The following is a 16,863-nucleotide window of genomic DNA, read 5'->3' as shown; positions in this document are numbered from 1 at the left end:
GATTAACCTGATTTTAGTTTGCACACAAACAGAATGCCCGAGCCGCCGCCTCCGCCCCCAGGCTGGCGCGGCGTCGACAGCCCCCTACCCCGCTGGAGAAAGACCATGACCCCGATCAGCCATCAGATCCAACTGCTGCGCCGCCCCACCGGCCTCCCCACCCCGGACGATTTCGCCCTCAGGGAAGTGCCCCTGCCCACCCTGCAGGAGGGTGAGGTGCAGGTAGCCAACCAGTGGCTGTCGGTGGACCCTTACATGCGCGGTCGCATGAGCGAGGCCAAGAGCTATGTGCCCCCCTTCCCCCTCAACGGCCCCCTCGACGGCGGCGCCATCGGCACCGTGCAGGCCTCCCGTCACCCCGACTTCCAGGTGGGTGACCAGGTGAGCAGCATGCTGGGCTGGCGGGATGCCTTCGTCGCCAAGGGGGAGCAGCTGACCCGGTTGCCCGCCACGGCGCTGCCCTCCCAGCTCTTCCTCGGCGCCCTCGGCATGCCGGGCATGACCGCCTGGGCGGGCTTGCACAAGGTCGCCCGCCTGCAGGCCGGTGAGACCCTGCTGGTCTCGGCGGCCTCCGGCGCGGTCGGCACCATGGCGGTGCAGCTCGCCAAGCGGGCCGGTGCCCGGGTGATCGGCTCCACCGGCTCCGCCGACAAGGTCGCCTACCTCAAGACGCTGGGCGCTGATGCGGTGATCAACTACAGGGAGACGCCGGATCTCGACGCCGAGCTGGCCCGCCTCGCCCCGGAAGGCATCCAGGTCTATTTCGAGAACGTGGGGGGCGCCATGCTGGACGCGGCCCTCAACCACATGGCGCTGCACGGGCGCATCGTCCTGTGCGGCCTCATCGAGCAGTACAACAGCAATGGCCAGGGGAGCGGCCCGCGCAACCTCTCCCAGATGATCCGCAAACGCCTCCTGATGCAGGGGCTGCTGGTCTCCGATCACTGGCAGCACTACGGGGAGTTCCTGGCCGAGGCCATCCCCGCCTTCGAGGCCGGCGCCCTCCAGGCCGAGGAGACCATCAGCGAGGGGCTGGCGAGCATGCCGCAGGCCTTTATCGGGCTGTTCGAGGGCCGCAATACCGGCAAGATGCTGGTCAGGCTGGGCTGACAAGCGGCCTGACCTGGCCCTTATCGACGATGGGCACAGCTACGGCAAGAGGCCGATCTGGCTGGACTGACGGCCAGCCACGCACCGGGGAGCCTCATTCCCCGTTTCTACCATCTGCCTGGTAGATGCAATATCGCGATAGCCATCTGATTGGCAGATAGAGAAACGGCAAGATCCCGCGCCCTCGGGCTCCTCCAGCGGCGACTTGCGAAACGGGCCCATCCGTCCTAAGGTGGGCCCGTTTTTTATGGTGCCATGCCGGGTCGGCAGGGTGCCCTGCCCATCCCTGCCACGTCTTGTCCCGGCGTCGGTGGTCGATGCCCCTCGTCGCACAGCCACAGCAAGGAGCTCTTCTTATGTCCACTCCCTATCCCCGCGTCGGGGTCGGTGTCATCCTCGTCAACCATCAGGGCCAGGTGCTGCTCGGCAAGCGCAAGGGCAGCCACGCCCCCTACTGGTCCATCGCCGGCGGCCATCTGGAGCTTGGCGAGAGCTTCGAGTCGGCGGCGATCCGGGAGGTGGCCGAGGAGACAGGTTTTCTCATCACCAACCCCAGCGTCATCGCCGTCACCAACAACCTGGAAACCTGGCGCGAGAGCGGGCTGCACTACATCTCTGTCACCCTGCTGGCCGAGGTGGAAGGGGAGCCGCAACTGCTGGAGCCTGAGAAGTGCGAGGGCTGGGTCTGGTGCGATCCCCGCGCGCTGCCCGAGCCCCACTTCGATGCCAGCCGCCAGTCCATCGCCTGCTGGCTGGCCGGGCGCAGCTATCTGCCTCAGCCGACAGCGTGACCATCGCCTGCTGGCTGACCGGGCGCTGCTACTTGCCACAACCAGGCCAGCCGACCTAATCCCCATCCCCTGCTGGCTGGCGGGACGCTGCTATCTGCCACAACCAGGCCAGCCGACCTAATACCCATCCCCTGCTGGCTGGCTCGCGGCTAATTGCCACAGCCACACCAGCACGAATTGTCATAAAAAAGTCATCGCTTTGTCATATCATCCCGCCCATCAACGATGACAACGGGGAGTGAGTGGTGGGACAGGTATTCCTTCAATTTCTGTGGCTCGGCTGCATCAGTTTCGGCGGGCCAGCCGCCCATATCGGCTACTTCCAGCGCACCTTCGTCCAGCGGCTGGGCTGGCTGAGCCAGGCCGAGTTTGCCCAGTTGCTGGCCCTGTGCCAGCTATTGCCGGGACCCGCCTCCAGCCAGCTCGGCTTCGCCATCGGCCGCCAGCGGGCGGGCCTTGGGGGCGCGCTTGCCGCCTTTGCCGGCTTCACCCTGCCCTCCTTCCTGCTGTTGCTGGCCGCCGCCATCGGCCTCGGGCAGCTCGGCAACAACCTCTGGCTGGATGCCGCCCTGCACGGCCTCAAGCTGCTGGCGCTGGTGGTGGTGGCCGATGCCGTGCTCACCATGAGCCGCCAGTTCTGCAAGACGGCGCTGCAACAGGGAGTCATGGTGGCGACCGCCGCCGCCCTCTGGTGGCAGCCTGGCCTGCTGACCCAGCTGGGCATGCTGCTGGGGGCGGCCCTGCTCTGCGCCTACCGTGAGCAGAGCGAGCCGGCGCAGGCCCCCTCAGAGGATCTGGCTCGCCAACCCCACTGGCCGACCCTGCTGCTGTTTGCTCTGCTGTTTGTCGGCCTGCCGCTGCTGGCCCAGGGCCCCGCCAGCCAGCTGATCGCCGACTTCTATCGGGCGGGCAGCCTGGTGTTCGGCGGCGGTCACGTGGTGCTGCCCCTGTTGCAGGAGAGCGTCGGCCACAGCCTCAGCGAGCAGCAGTTCCTGACCGGCTATGGCCTGGCCCAGCTGGTGCCCGGCCCCATGTTCACCCTGGCCACCTACCTGGGCGCCCAGCTGCTGCCTGCCGCGCCGCTGGCGGGCGCCCTGCTGGCAACGTTCGCGCTATTTTTGCCGGGATTCTTGCTGCTCTGGGCCCTGGGTCCCTGCTGGCAGCGCTGGCTGGCCCACCCCAGGCTGGCGGGAGCCGTAGCCGGCATCAACGCCGCCGTGGTGGGGCTGCTGCTGGCCGCCCTCTATCAGCCGGTGTGGCAGAGCGCCGTGCTGGCCCCGACCGATCTGGCGCTGGCCGCCATCGGCTTCTATCTGCTGCGCGTCATCAGGCTGCCCATACTGGCGCTCGCCGCCCTGCTGGTGGGAGCCAGCCTGCTGCCGCTCTGAGGGGCAACCAGGACCCCATAAAAAAATGGCGCCTCCGCAAGCGGAGGCGCCATTTTTCATTTCCGACGCGCTCAGGCGTCTGTATCGGGCTCGAACTCCAGGCTCAGGCTGTTGACGCAGTAGCGCTGGCCTGTCTCGGTCGGCCCGTCCGGGAAGACGTGACCCAGGTGGGAGCCGCACTGGCTGCAGGTGATCTCCACCCTTGCCATGCCGTGGCTGCGATCCTCTGTGTAGGTCACTGTCCCCTCGATGGCCCGATCGAAGGAGGGCCAGCCGCAGCCGGAGTCAAACTTGGCATCCGCATGGAACAGTACGCTCTTGCAGCAGACGCAGAGATAGTCGCCGCTCTTGCGATTGTGCAGCAGGGCGCCGCTGTAGGGGCGCTCTGTGCCCTTCTCCCAGCAAACGTGAAACTGCTCTGCGCTCAACTTGCTGCGCCACTGCTCGGGATTGTTACCGCTCATATTGACCCCTTGCCAAAACATGACACTGCTCGGCTCTCAGTATTCAACTTGCTGCGCCACTGCTCGGGATTGTTGCCCTTCATACTGACTCCTTGCCTTTTATCACGGCGCCCAGCATACCCACTCGGACGCCCCGACTCTACCCCGCCAGCGGGAACTGTGATCCCGTTGGCAACACGGCGGCAACATCCGGCGTGGCGACTACCCCTTCCTTGGCCAGCGCCACCGCCGGCAGCGCAACCCGCTCCAGCAATTTGAGGGAGTGGGCGCGCCCCACCGCCACCTGCCGCTTGATGTCATCAGGCAGGAAGGGCAGGCCGTCGTTGGTGGCCGTGTCTATGGTCTGGATCCACTCCAGCCCTTCTCCTGGCGGTGGCAGGCGGAACTGGATGTCGTAGTCGCTGGCGTTGAACAGCACGTACCAGCGCTCTCCGCCGCACGTCAGCATGCCGATGTCCATGGCGAACGCCTGCCCCATGGGGGCGTGCCAGTCCTGATCGGTGAGCTGATGGCCATCGGGGTGATACCAGTTGACCCTGTGACAGCTGGTCGCCTTGCCATTCCACTCATCGTCGCTCAGTTGCAGGTTGGCGAAGACCCCGGACTCCGCCCGCAGCGCCATCATCTGGCGGGTGAAGGCGAGCAGCCGTTCATCTTCGGGGCGCAGTTGCCAGTTGACCCAGCTTATCTGGTTGTCCTGGCAATAGGCGTTGTTGTTGCCGAGCTGGCTGCGGCCCATCTCGTCTCCGGCCAGGAAGTGCGGCGTGCCCTGGGAGAGCAGCAGGGTGGCGATCAGGTTGCGCTTCTGCTGCTGGCGCAGGTTGTTTACCCTGGGGTCCAGGGTCGGCCCCTCCACCCCGTGGTTGTAGGAGAGGTTGTTGCCGTGGCCGTCTCTGTTGTCTTCGCCGTTGGCCTGGTTGTGGCGCTGGTTGTAGGAGACCAGATCCTCCAGGGTGAAGCCGTCGTGATAGCAGAGGTAGTTGACGCTGGTGTGGGGGGAGCGCCAGTTCTTCGGGAAGAGATCCCGCGACCCCGCCAGCCGGGTGGCGAAGTCCCCCATCTTGCCCGCGTCGCCGCGCCAGAAGGCGCGTACCGTGTCGCGATAACGGTCGTTGATCTCCAGCCACTGGCTCGGGAACTGGCCGAGGCGATAGCCGAAGGGGCCTATGTCCCAGGGCTCGGCGATGAGCCTGACCCGTGCCAGCACGGGATCCGCCAGCAGGGCCTTGAAGAAGGCGCTCATGGGATCGAACTCCCCCGCCTCCCGCGCCAGGGTGACTGCCAGATCGAAGCGGAAACCGTCCACCTGCATCTCGGTGACCCAGTAGCGCAGGGCATCGAGTACCAGGCGCAGGCTGTTGGGGTGATCCAGGTTGACGCTGTTGCCGCAGCCGGTGACGTTGGCGTGGCGCTGGTAGTCAGGGCCGTGGGCCCCCGATTCGAAGGCGTAGTAGCCGGCGTTGTCGAACCCCTTGAGGGAGAGCATGGGGCCGTCGGCACCGGACTCTGCGGTGTGGTTGTAGACCACGTCCAGTATCACCTCGAGCCCGACCCTGTGCAGCTCGCGCACCATGGTCTTGAACTCGGTCACCGCCTCCCCCGCCCCGTAGCGCGGCTCGGGGGCGAAGAAGGCGATGGGGTTGTAGCCCCAGTAGTTGGTCAGCCCAAGCTGCTCTAGCCTGGGCTCCGACATGAAGGCGGCCACCGGCATCAGCTGCACCGAAGTGACCCCGAGAGAGAGCAGGTGTTCGATCATCAGCGGATGGCTGATGCCGAGGTAGGTGCCCCGCAGCGCCTCGGGCACCCCGGGGTGCTGGCGGGTGAAGCCCTTGACGTGGGTCTCGTAGAGCACCACCCGCTCGGGGGGGATGGCGGGCTTGCCGACGCCCTGCCAGTCGAAGGCGTCGTCTACCACCACCGACTTGGCCACCATGGCCGCACTGTCCCCCTGATAGAGGTCGTCATCCCAACGGGTCGCCCGACTGAGCGCCCTGGCATAGGGGTCGATCAGCAGCTTGTCCGGGTCGAACAGCATCCCCTCCTGGGGCGTGCCATGAACCCGGTAGCCGTAACGCTGACCAGCCCGCACCCCGCGCACATAGCCGAATCTGTATTGGCCGCGCCGACCGGGCAGGGCCAGCCGGACCAGCTCCTGCTCCTGTTCGTCGAACAGACAGAGCTCCACCTTGTCCGATTGGGGGGCCCAGACGCAGAAGTGGCAGCCAGCCTCGTCGAGCCGGGCTCCCAACGGGTAGTCCACCCCATTTTCCATTACAAACATCAGGACTCCTGTTTGATGAACAAGGTCGCGAGCGGCGGCAAGTCCAGCACTATGCTGTGCGCCATCCCCTGCCAGGGGGTCGGCTCGGCGACTAGGGTCAAACCCACATCATAGTTGCTGCCCCAGTAATGCTCACTGTCGGTGTTGAGCACCACGGCATAGCGGCCCGCCGCCGGCACCCCGAGGCGATAGGCGAGGCGCGGCACCGGGGTGAAGTTGGAGGCGATCACCACAGGATTGGCCCCCTGCCTGTCGGCGCGCAGCCAGGCGAAGATGCTGTTATCGGCGTCGTTGTGATCCAGCCAGCGGAAGCCGCTCCGCTCATAATCCGCCTGATACAAGGCAGCTTCATGACGATAGAGCCGGTTGAGATCCCGGATCAGCCGCTGCTGGCCGCCGTGCTTGGGGAATTGCAGCAGGTGCCAGGGCAGCTGGGCATCGTGATTCCACTCGTTGCTCTGGGCGATTTCGGTGCCCATGAAGTTGAGCTTCTTGCCCGGATGGCCATACATGAAGCCCATGTAGGCCCGCAGGTTCGCGGCCTGCTGCCACTCGTCACCGGGCATCTTGTAGAGCAGGGAGTGCTTGCCGTGCACCACCTCGTCGTGGGACAGGGCCAGGATGAAGTTCTCGTCATAGTGATAGACCATGGAGAAGGTCATCTCGTTGTGGTGATAACGGCGGTGGATAGGCTCCTTCTGCATGTAGCTCAGGGTGTCGTGCATCCAGCCCATATTCCACTTGAAACCAAACCCGAGGCCACCGAGGAAGGTGGGACGGGAGACACCGGCAAAGGCGGTGGACTCCTCGGCGATGGTCATGGCGTGGGGATACTTGCCGTAGACCTCCTCGTTGGTCCACTTGAGCAGGCTGATCGCCTCGTAGTTGTGGTTGCCCCCGTCGACGTTCGGCACCCACTCACCGGCGTTGCGGGAATAGTCCAGATAGAGCATGGAGGCCACCGCATCCACCCGCAGGCCGTCAATGTGGAACTTGTCGAGCCAGAACAGGGCGCTCGCCACCAGGAACTGGCGCACGTTGTTGCGGCCGAAATCGTAGATGTAGGAGTTCCAGTCCGGGTGCCAGCCACGACGCGGATCCTCGTACTCGTAGAGCGGGGTGCCGTCGAAGCGGGCGAGACCATGGGCATCCGCCGGGAAGTGGGCCGGCACCCAGTCGAGGATGACGCCTATGCCGGCCTGGTGGCAGGCGTCGACGAAATGCTTGAAGTCATCGGCACTGCCGTAGCGACTGGTGGGGGAGAACATGCCCACCGGCTGGTAGCCCCAGGAGCCGCTGAAGGGGTGCTCGGAGACCGGCATCAGCTCGATGTGGGTGTACCCCATCTCGGTGACGTAGTGGACCAGCTCCACCGCCAGCTCGCGCCAGTTCAGGCTGTCGCCGTTGGGGTGACGCTTCCAGGATCCCACGTGCAGCTCGTAGATGGAGAGCGGCTGCTCCCGCTTGTCGTTGCGCTGGCTCTCGCGCCAGGCGGCATCCTGCCACTGGTACTGCTCATGGTCGTGGATGACGGAGGCGAACGACGGATACTGCTCGCAGTAGAAGCCCACCGGGTCGCTCTTGTGGGGCAGGCGGTTGCCCATGGGGTCTTTGAGCTCGAACTTGTAGCGATCCCCGGCCTTGAGGCCAGGCACGAACAGCACCCAGTGACCGCACTGGCTGCGCTGCATGGGGTGGCGACGACCATCCCAGAAGTTGAAATCGCCGATCAGGCTCACCGCCGTGGCGCTCGGTGCATAGACGGCGAAGCGCACCCCTGCCACCCGCTGGCCGAGATGCTCCACGGTGCGCAGCTGGGCACCCAGGGTGTGGTAGAGGTTTTCCGGCTGGAAGCCGAGCTCGGCCAGGCCTTCCCAGGCGGCAGCCTGGAACTGGTAAGGGTCGATGGATTCGGCACTGGCATCGGGGTAGCTGGCGATCAGCTGATAGGGGAAGGGATTCTTGCGGCGAGTGAAAACAGTTTCAAAAAGGCCCGCTTCGTCGGCGGAGGTCAGGGTGGCAACTATCTTGCCTGACTTGAGGTCCCTGACCCGGACCTCGAGCGCATCGGGCAACCAGGCCGTCAGTTTCAGGCCTGGCCCATCCGGATTGGCCAGCAGGCCTAGATGGGAGAAGGGATCGGCACAGCGGGCGGCAACCAAACGTTCAACGGGCATCGACATTTCCTTTCATGGCTGAACATCCGCTCCGGCCTGGGCCGAAGCGGATGAAAGTGAGTCACATGTTGACAGCAGGGGCTCAACGACTGGCCTCGTCACGGGCCTGGCTCATCTTGCCCGCCAGCGCCTTGAGCGCCTCATCGGCAAAAATATCTTCCAGATCCTTTGAAAGCTTGCGACGCCAGTTCGGGTATTCGTAACTGGTGCCCGGCACGTTGACCGGCTTGTCCATCTCCAGCCAGTCTTCCAGCTGGGTGCTGAACAGGGCACAGCTGCCGCGGGACATGTGCAGTTGCAGGCCATGGTTGAGTTCGGTGTTCATCCCGACCCAGTTCACGTCATGGCTGATGTTGCCAGAGATGACCCCATGGGCATGCAGGCTGTCAAGGATCCGCTGCTTGGCCTGGTGGCGATCAGCATACAGGGTCTTGAGTACCTCTTCATCCGGGTACAGGCCCAGCTCGCGACCCAGCGCCAGATCGTCGCAATGCCAGAAGCCCTTCAGGGTCGGCATGTCGTGGGTGGTCAGGGCCGACATCGCCTGCTCGGTGTAGTGCGCCGGGGAGATGAAGCCGCCGTCGTCCTTGGAGCGCTCGAAGAAGAACACCTTGTAGGAGTGGACCCCGTTCTCTTTGAGGGTCACGTCTATGCCTTCCGGCACAGTGCCGAGATCCTCGCCGATCAGCAGGCACTGGTTGCGGTGGGACTCGAGGGCAAGTATCCCCAGCAGATCGTTGACCGGATAGTAGATGTAGGCGCCCTTGGCGGCGGACGCTCCGGGCGGAACCCACCACAGCCGTAGCAAGGCCATCACGTGATCGATGCGCAGCGCGCCGCAGGCACGCATGTTGGCGCGGAACAGATCCACCATGGGCTGATAGGCCGCCTCGAACAGCTGGTTCGGGTTCATGGGGGGCAGGCCCCAGTTCTGGCCGAGGGGGCCCAGGATGTCGGGGGGGGCACCGACCGAGGCTTTCGGGCAGTAGAGATCCCGGTTGGCCCAGATCTCGGTGGAGCCTTCGGAGACGCCCACCGCCAGATCCCGGTAGATCCCCATCACCATGCCGGCCGCCTTGGCGCGGGCATCGGCCTGTGCCAGCTGCTCATCGGCCAGGAACTGCAGATAGAGGTAGAAATTCACATCCTGGCGGTGCTCCTTCATCCAGGCCGCCACTTCCGGGTTGTGGTAATCACGGAAGGCATCCGGCCAGACCGGCCAGCCCCAGGCGTTCTCACCCTTGCCATAGAAGTGGGCCTGCAGGGCATCGAAGGCCGCCTGCTGTTGCAGGCTGTCGCCACCGGCGGCCACGAAGGCATCGAACGCAGCCTGACGCTCGGCGCCGAGCCTGGCCTCATCGAACACCTGACGCAGCATGCCGATCTTGGTCTCGATGACGCCGGTGTAATCCACGTTCTCCTTGGCCCGCAGGGAGGCCAGATGCTGCTGGAAGGCCGGGCTCGCCACATCGGCCTTGAGCCGCTCGTTGGCGATAAACTCGGGCACGGCTTCCACGTTGATGTAGGCCACGTTGAGCCAGCGACGGGAAGAGGGGCTGTAGGGGCTGGCACTCTCGGGGTTGGCCGGATAGAGGGCGTGGATGGGGTTCAGCCCCACGAAGTGGGCTCCCCAGGCGGCGGCCTTCTCGACCAGCTGACCGAGGTCGCTGAAATCACCTATGCCCCAGTTGTGGCGGCTGCGCAGGCAGTAGAGCTGCACGCTCGGGCCCCACACCTTGCGGCCGTTGGCAATCGGCGCCTGCTTGTAGCAGGACTTGGGGGCGACGATGAGGCGCATGGTGGCGAGCGGCTCGTCGTTGCCCTCTTCCAGCAGCACCAGCTGGTGATAGCCGAGCTCCGGCTGCACATCCAGCGCGACCCTGTAGGCCTGGCACTCCATCTCTTCGAATTCGGCGACGCCGACCAGTTCCCCTTCGATGGGGGTCAGCTGGCCGGACAACAGGGCGCCCTGCTCCAGCTCTATCTGCCAGTGGAGGGCGTCGTTGACGAACTCGATGGGCAGACGAACCTCGAGGCTGACGGGATCGCCACTGCGCACTACCATCACGGGATCCAGAGGCCGCAACCAGTGCTGACGGTGCTCCTGCTCCAGCTGCTCGGTCAGGGCGGCCTCGTCGTCGACGCGGTAGCCCATGGCGCCCAGCATGGCGGCCTTGCTCTCTTCGGATACCTGGGCCGGGTGGCCCCAGGCATCAACATACTCACTGGCGATACCTTTGGCGGCAGCCAGCTGTTCAATCAGGGTGGTCATAGTTTGAGAATTCCCGCTGTGGATTCTATCTACACTATTTGTGATTAATTTTTATGGGTGGTACTTGAACAGTGGCTCTTTGGCCATGCTAAACCGCGCACATTTTTACATATCTCCCCGGCCGGATGTGTGACCGGACAGGCACTATTGTTGATCTCTGCGACCGGATCCGCTGATGATGCATTCGACAAAAGTTGGTAGCCAGTTACATAAAACGAAAATAAATTTCACAGTTTTTCATGATATAGCGCAATTTCGCGCAGATTGTTGGTTGACTCACCGGTGAGTTCTAGTAAATTTACAAACGGAATTTTCTTTGACTACTGAACAGTTAGGTAACCAATTATGACTATCAAAGTAGGTATTAACGGTTTTGGCCGTATCGGTCGTTTCGTTTTCCGTCTGGCCGCTGAGCGTGCTGACATCGAAGTGGTTGGTATCAACGATCTGATCGACGTTGACTACATGGCTTACATGCTGAAGTACGACTCCACCCACGGCCGCTTCAAGGGCACCGTTGAAGTCAAAGACGGCAACCTGGTTGTCAACGGCAAAACCGTACGTGTTACCGCTGAACGTGACCCGGCAAACCTGAAATGGGATGCCATCGGTGTTGACGTTGTTGCCGAAGCTACCGGTCTGTTCCTGACCGACGAGACCGCTCGCAAGCACATCGCTGCCGGTGCCAAGAAAGTCGTACTGACCGGTCCGTCCAAAGACGCCACCCCGATGTTCGTCATGGGTGTTAACCAGAACTCCTACGCTGGCCAGGACATCGTTTCCAACGCTTCCTGCACCACCAACTGCCTGGCCCCCATCGCCAAGGTTCTGAACGATACCTTCGGTATCGAATCCGGCCTGATGACCACTGTTCACGCTACCACTGCGACCCAGAAGACCGTTGATGGTCCGTCTGCCAAAGACTGGCGCGGTGGCCGCGGTGCGGCTCAGAACATCATCCCGTCCTCCACCGGTGCTGCCAAGGCTGTTGGCGTGGTCATCCCGGAACTGAACGGCAAGCTGACCGGCATGGCCTTCCGCGTTCCGACTCCGGACGTGTCCGTCGTTGACCTGACCGTCAACCTGAAGAAAGAAGCTTCCTACGCTGAAATCTGCCAGGCCATGAAGGCTGCCTCCGAAGGCGCCATGAAGGGCGTGCTGGGCTACACCGAAGACGAAGTGGTTTCCACCGACTTCCTGGGTGAGCGTCAGACTTCCGTGTTCGATGCCAAGGCTGGTATCCAGCTGAACAAGACCTTCGTGAAAGTCGTCTCCTGGTACGACAACGAAATGGGCTACTCCAGCAAGGTTCTGGACCTGATCGCTCACATCTCCAAGTAATTTGGGATGCGCAATCGCGTAGCTTGAAAAAAGGCGGCCATTGGCCGCCTTTTTGTATTCTGAATCACGGACCCTTTCTGAATGTGCCCGAACACAGGAGTCTTCATGCAACCGACACGTACTCTGACTGCCCACTGCACCCTTAGCCACCCAGCGGATGGCCAGCCTCTGCTGACCATCGACAACCAGCATGCCAGGGCGGAGATCAGCCTGTTTGGCGCCCATGTGCTGAGCTACCAGCGCCACGGCGAACCCGCCTCTATCTGGCTCAGCGACAAGGCCGTGCTGGATGGCGGCAAGCCGATCCGGGGCGGTATCCCTCTGTGCTGGCCCTGGTTCGGCCCCTCCCCCGCTCGCGTCGGCAGCGGAAAGCCCGCCCATGGCTTCGCCCGCACCAGCCTCTGGACCCTGGATGGCGTCTCCGATCACGGGGATGGCACCCTAGTCCATCTCTCTCTGCGTGACACCGACGCCAGCCGTGCCCTCTGGCCCCACGCCTTCGAGCTGGAGCTGGATGTGCTGGTGGGCAAGGAGCTCTCTCTGGTGCTGACCACCCGCAACACCGGCAAGACGCCCCTCACCTACAACGCGGCCCTGCACACCTATCTGCAGATAAGCCGCCCGGAGGCCGTTCAAGTGACCGGCCTCGGCGAGCCTTACCATGACAAGCTGACCGGCCGGGATGCGCAGCAACAGGGGGCGCTGACGCTCTCTGCCGCCATGGATCGCATCTACAACCAGCCCGACGCCATGGTCAGCGTGCAGGATGGGGATCGCACCACCCGGGTAGTGAGCGGCAACCATGACAGCGTGGTGGTCTGGAATCCCTGGGCTGAGGGCGCCGCGGCCATGGCCGACATGAGCGACGACGGCTACCGCACCATGCTGTGTGTCGAGGCGGCCATCACTGCCGACGCTGGCGTAACGGTGGCACCGGACGAGGAGCACAGCTTCTCTACCGTGATCATCTGAAGCCTGGGCGGGCGATGAAGGCTATCACTCCAACCTCTGTGTCGAGGCAGCCATCACCGCCGACGCCGGCATCACTGTGGTACCGGACGATGAGCACAGCGTCTCTACCGTGATCATCTGAAGCCTGGCCGGGCGATGAAGGCTATCACTCCCACCTCTGTGTCGAGGCAGCCATCACCGCCGACGCCGGCATCACGGTGGCGCCGAACGAGGAGCACAGCTTCTCTACCGTGATCATCTGACGATATGTCAGACGGATAAATAAAGAGGGCTCCCGCGGGAGCCCTCTTTGCATCTTGTCATCAGAGAAGATCAGGCATTGCCCTGGGTCTTGAGCTTGAGCTCGGCAGCGAAGTTCAGCATGCGATCCAGCGGGATCAGGGCCTTCAGGCGCAGCGCCTCATCCACATGGATCTCGTGACGCTCGGCGCCGTCGGTCAGCGCTTCCTTGATCGCCACCAGGCCGTTCATCGCCATCCAGGGACAGTGGGCACAGCTGCGGCAGGTGGCACCATCGCCACCGGTCGGCGCCTCCACCATCTCCTTCTCCGGACAGGCCTGCTGCATCTTGTAGAAGATGCCGCGATCGGTCGCCACGATCAGCTTCTGCTGGGGCAGCTCGCGGGCCGCCTTGATGAGCTGGCTGGTAGACCCCACCGCATCCGCCAGTTCGATGACGGAAGCCGGGGACTCCGGGTGCACCAGCACGGCCGCATCCGGGTTCTGGGCCTTGAGCTCGCGCAGGGCCTTGGCCTTGAACTCGTCGTGGACGATGCAGTGACCCTGCCAGCGCAGCATCTCGGCGCCCGTCTTCTTCTCGATGTAGGCACCCAGGTGTCTGTCCGGCCCCCAGATGATCTTGTGGCCCTGGCTGTCCAGATGCTCGACTATCTCCAGCGCGATGCTGGAGGTGACCACCCAGTCGGCCCGCGCCTTCACCGCCGCCGAGGTATTGGCATAGACCACGACTATATGGTCGGGATGGGCATCGCAGAAGGCGGAGAACTGGTCGATGGGGCAGCCCAGATCCAGGGAGCACTCCGCCTCCAGGGTCGGCATCAGCACCCGCTTGTGGGGGCTCAGGATCTTGGAGGTCTCCCCCATGAAGCGCACACCGGCCACGATCAGGGTCTGGGCGGCGTGATCACGACCGAAGCGAGCCATCTCGAGGGAGTCGCCGACGAAACCGCCGGTGGCCTCGGCCAGCGCCTGGATCTCGGGATCCGTGTAGTAGTGGGCAACCAGCACGGCCTGACGCGCCTCGAGCAGCGCCTTGATCTCGATGATCAGGGCCGCCTTCTGTTCGGCAGTCAGGGGAGCCGGTTTGACCGGAAAGGGATAGTCCATCTCGATGACCGGAGGGACACTGCTCAGTGCATTGCTCATTGCGACTGTTCCATCAACGCTTGGAAAGGCCAAAATTATAACCAGAAGCCGCGCACAAACCCATCAACAAATCCAGTACAGTAAAACGGTCAGAACCCGCCCGGATGTATCGTTGTCATTCTTGCCAAAAGGAGTTGTCGAATGAAACAACGCTCGCTCAAAACCAAGTTGCTGCTGCTCACCCTGGGCCTCTTTCTCGCCAGTGGCGTCGCCATGACCCTGATGCAGTCTGCCTCCCTGAACACCCTGCGCAATGACATCATGACCCAGACTCGCGGCGCCCTGGAGCAGGAGGTATCGCGTACCCTGCAATTCCAGGCCGAGCGCTATGCCGTGCAAATCGCCGACCTGTTGCAGCAGTCCTACCAGATACCGCTGGGGATAGCCGCACAGCTCGAAGACGGCATGGCACAGCCGGAGCTGATGCCGAGCCGCCCGCAGGTGGAGCTGCTGCTTGGCAGCCGCCTGCGTCAGGCTGAGGGGATCAGCTCCATCTATGCCCAGTTCGAACCCGATGGCTATGACGGGCAGGATGCCAGCTGGCAGACGGGGGCAACACACTCGGTCTCGGGCAAAGGCAGTCTGGAGGTGTACTTCACCCGGGAGCAGAATGGCCAGATTGCGCAGCAGCAGATAGATGCGGCAACCAGCGAAGCCAAGTTCGATACCTCGCGCAACGAGTTCGGCATTCGCAACAGCGAGTGGTATCTCTGTGGCCGTGACAGCCTGCGCCCCTGCCTGATGGAGCCCTACCTCTACGAGATAAGCCCTGGCAAGCAGATGCTGATGACCAGCCTGACGGTCCCCATCCTCAAGGGGGGCAAGTTTGTCGGGATCGCCGGGGTCGACATGAACCTGCCCATCTTCCAGCAACTGGCCGAGCGCCTCGGCAAGAGTCTGTATGACAATCAGGCCGAGGTGACCCTGGTCAGCAAGATGGGCTTTATCGTCGGCAGCAACCGCCATGCGGACAAGCTGGGGCGCCCCCTGACGGAGGCCGGACTGGTGGCGCCAGATGGCAAACCCAGGGATAGCGACAGCGACTTCATCCTGCAGCAACCCATCAAGATCGACGCCGCCGACAGCCAGTGGTGGCTGATGATCAAGGTGCCCAAGGCCCTCGCCCTCAGTCAGGCCAACACCATCAGCAACCAGCTTGGCAGCCTGCTGCAAGCCACCCAGCAACAGCAGTTGATGGCCATAGTCGCCATCACCCTGGTGGCACTGGCTCTGCTCGTCTGGTTCATTCAGACCATCACGGCACCCCTCTCCCTCATTAGCCGCCACGTCTCCCACCTCGCCAGCAATGAGGGGGATCTGACCCAGCAGATGCAGATAGATACCCACCAGGAGCTCATCGAGCTCGGCAAGCACCTCAATGCCTTCCTCGGCAAACTGAGGGCCATGGTGCAGGGCAGCAAGCAGATTGGCCAGCAGGTACACCAGCAGGCAAGGGGCATGAAGCAGACGGCGGATGCCATGCGCAGCAGCCTGGATGAACAGAGTCTGGAGCTGGAGAGCGTGGTCAGTGCCATGCACGAGATGAGCACCACTGCGGTCAGCGTGGCGGGTTACGCCGAGCAGGCGGCGCAAGAGTCGGAAACGGCCACTCACCATATCCACAGGGCCCAGCAGACCTTGAGCCGGGCCCGTAGCGAGATCCACACCCTGGTCGAGGACATGCACCAGGCGGACAAGGCGGTGGCGCAGGTGGCCCAGCGCAGCACCAACATCAGCCACATTCTCGACGTGATCCGGGCCATCGCCGAGCAGACCAATTTGCTGGCACTCAATGCGGCCATAGAGGCGGCGCGGGCTGGCGACATCGGCAGGGGCTTTGCCGTGGTGGCAGATGAAGTAAGAGCCCTTGCCAACAAGACCCGTTCATCCACCGACGAGATAGGTCAGCTCATCGGCAGTCTGCAAACCGAGGTCACCAGCAGCCAGCAGCTGATGAATACGGGCATCACCCGATCCGTCAGCACGGTCGAGGGAACCGAGCAGGCCTTCGAGGCGCTCAATCAGGTGGTGAGCCAGATCCAGCAGATCCATGATCACATCAGCCAGGTGGCGACCGCCGCCGAGCAGCAGAGCGCCGTCAGCGATAGCATCAACCAGAATCTGATGCGCATTGGGGATACCGCCACCGCCCTGGGGCAGGAGGCGAGTGCCAGCCACCTCTTGAGCGAGGAGCTGGAGCAGGCGGCAACCACGCTGGCCAACGAACTCGATCGGCTGCGCACCTGACGCGCGGATACAAAAAAGCCCGCATTGCTGCGGGCTTTTTTTCAATCTGGTGGTCGTTACTGGGCTCGAACCAGTGACCCCCTCCTTGTAAGGGAGGTGCTCTCCCAGCTGAGCTAAACGACCTGGGATAAAGCTGAATGATGGTGGGTCGTGCTGGATTCGAACCAGCGACCAATTGATTAAAAGTCAACTGCTCTACCGACTGAGCTAACGACCCATCTGTATCATTTTTTTCAAAGCATGGTGGTCGTTACTGGGCTCGAACCAGTGACCCCCTCCTTGTAAGGGAGGTGCTCTCCCAGCTGAGCTAAACGACCTGGGATAAGACTGAATGATGGTGGGTCGTGCTGGATTCGAACCAGCGACCAATTGATTAAAAGTCAACTGCTCTACCGACTGAGCTAACGACCCATCTGTATCATTTTTAAAGCATG

Annotated in this window: 11 protein-coding genes, 4 tRNA genes and 1 pseudogene; 7 read left to right on the top strand and 9 right to left on the bottom strand. The window is 63.1% G+C overall.

The window, feature by feature from the left end:
- Positions 1 to 105 precede the first annotated feature (105 nt).
- The 3 genes from AC1IN8_RS19020 (at position 106) to chrA (ending at position 3,289) form a co-directional block, all read left to right on the top strand.
- Positions 106 to 1,110: an NADP-dependent oxidoreductase gene (locus AC1IN8_RS19020; protein WP_319916987.1), complete on the top strand. Its 1,005-nt coding sequence runs from the start codon at positions 106 to 108 to the stop codon at positions 1,108 to 1,110.
- Between the two features lie 356 nt (positions 1,111 to 1,466).
- Positions 1,467 to 1,901: a nucleotide triphosphate diphosphatase NUDT15 gene (locus tag AC1IN8_RS19015; protein ID WP_479760134.1), complete on the top strand. Its 435-nt coding sequence runs from the start codon at positions 1,467 to 1,469 to the stop codon at positions 1,899 to 1,901.
- Positions 1,902 to 2,146: 245 nt separating this feature from the next.
- Positions 2,147 to 3,289, top strand: coding sequence for a chromate efflux transporter (gene chrA / locus AC1IN8_RS19010; RefSeq protein ID WP_479760132.1), 1,143 nt, complete (start codon positions 2,147 to 2,149; stop codon positions 3,287 to 3,289).
- Positions 3,290 to 3,360: 71 nt separating this feature from the next.
- Here the strand turns inward: chrA and msrB are convergent, their stop codons facing one another.
- The 4 genes from msrB to malQ form a co-directional block, all read right to left on the bottom strand.
- A complete protein-coding gene (gene msrB, locus AC1IN8_RS19005) occupies positions 3,361 to 3,753 on the bottom strand; it encodes a peptide-methionine (R)-S-oxide reductase MsrB (RefSeq protein WP_202047849.1) in 393 nt (130 codons plus the stop codon).
- A 139-nt stretch (positions 3,754 to 3,892) separates the two neighbouring features.
- Positions 3,893 to 6,034, bottom strand: coding sequence for a glycogen debranching protein GlgX (glgX, locus tag AC1IN8_RS19000; RefSeq protein ID WP_319914289.1), 2,142 nt, complete (start codon positions 6,032 to 6,034; stop codon positions 3,893 to 3,895).
- The gene (gene glgB, locus AC1IN8_RS18995) at positions 6,034 to 8,211 is read right to left on the bottom strand and encodes a 1,4-alpha-glucan branching protein GlgB (RefSeq protein WP_479760129.1); all 2,178 of its coding nucleotides are present in this window, start codon (positions 8,209 to 8,211) and stop codon (positions 6,034 to 6,036) included. The genes glgX and glgB overlap by 1 nt, the downstream gene beginning before the upstream one ends.
- Positions 8,212 to 8,293: 82 nt before the next feature.
- Positions 8,294 to 10,483, bottom strand: a complete 2,190-nt coding sequence (malQ, locus tag AC1IN8_RS18990) for a 4-alpha-glucanotransferase (RefSeq protein WP_479760127.1) — start codon at positions 10,481 to 10,483, stop codon at positions 8,294 to 8,296.
- Between the two features lie 345 nt (positions 10,484 to 10,828).
- Between malQ and gap the strand changes: the two genes are divergently transcribed.
- The 3 genes and pseudogenes from gap to AC1IN8_RS18975 all read left to right on the top strand — a co-directional run.
- The gene (gene gap, locus AC1IN8_RS18985; RefSeq protein ID WP_139439088.1) at positions 10,829 to 11,824 is read left to right on the top strand and encodes a type I glyceraldehyde-3-phosphate dehydrogenase; all 996 of its coding nucleotides are present in this window, start codon (positions 10,829 to 10,831) and stop codon (positions 11,822 to 11,824) included.
- A gap of 105 nt (positions 11,825 to 11,929) precedes the next feature.
- Entirely contained in the window at positions 11,930 to 12,796 is an 867-nt protein-coding gene (locus AC1IN8_RS18980) for a D-hexose-6-phosphate mutarotase (protein WP_479760125.1), read from the top strand.
- 131 nt (positions 12,797 to 12,927) lie between these two features.
- Positions 12,928 to 13,038: pseudogene (locus AC1IN8_RS18975) on the top strand (D-hexose-6-phosphate mutarotase); the annotation flags it as partial.
- A gap of 70 nt (positions 13,039 to 13,108) precedes the next feature.
- Here the strand turns inward: AC1IN8_RS18975 and nadA are convergent.
- Positions 13,109 to 14,182, bottom strand: coding sequence for a quinolinate synthase NadA (gene nadA, locus AC1IN8_RS18970; protein WP_265437453.1), 1,074 nt, complete (start codon positions 14,180 to 14,182; stop codon positions 13,109 to 13,111).
- Positions 14,183 to 14,323: 141 nt separating this feature from the next.
- Here nadA and AC1IN8_RS18965 point away from each other — a divergent pair, with 141 nt between their 5' ends.
- Complete coding sequence (locus tag AC1IN8_RS18965; RefSeq protein WP_479760123.1) at positions 14,324 to 16,429, top strand: methyl-accepting chemotaxis protein; 2,106 nt, start codon at positions 14,324 to 14,326, stop codon at positions 16,427 to 16,429.
- 47 nt (positions 16,430 to 16,476) lie between these two features.
- On the opposite strand, the gene AC1IN8_RS18960 is transcribed toward AC1IN8_RS18965, so the two are convergent.
- The 4 genes from AC1IN8_RS18960 to AC1IN8_RS18945 form a co-directional block, all read right to left on the bottom strand.
- A tRNA-Val gene (locus AC1IN8_RS18960) sits at positions 16,477 to 16,552 on the bottom strand.
- 18 nt (positions 16,553 to 16,570) lie between these two features.
- A tRNA-Lys gene (locus AC1IN8_RS18955) sits at positions 16,571 to 16,646 on the bottom strand.
- Positions 16,647 to 16,670: 24 nt separating this feature from the next.
- Positions 16,671 to 16,746, bottom strand: a tRNA-Val gene (locus AC1IN8_RS18950).
- 18 nt (positions 16,747 to 16,764) lie between these two features.
- Positions 16,765 to 16,840 (bottom strand) — tRNA-Lys (locus AC1IN8_RS18945).
- Between the last annotated feature and the right edge of the window lie 23 nt (positions 16,841 to 16,863).

Source organism: Aeromonas sp. 130281 (genome assembly GCF_056642115.1).
This window is presented reverse-complemented; position numbering and strand designations above follow the sequence as displayed.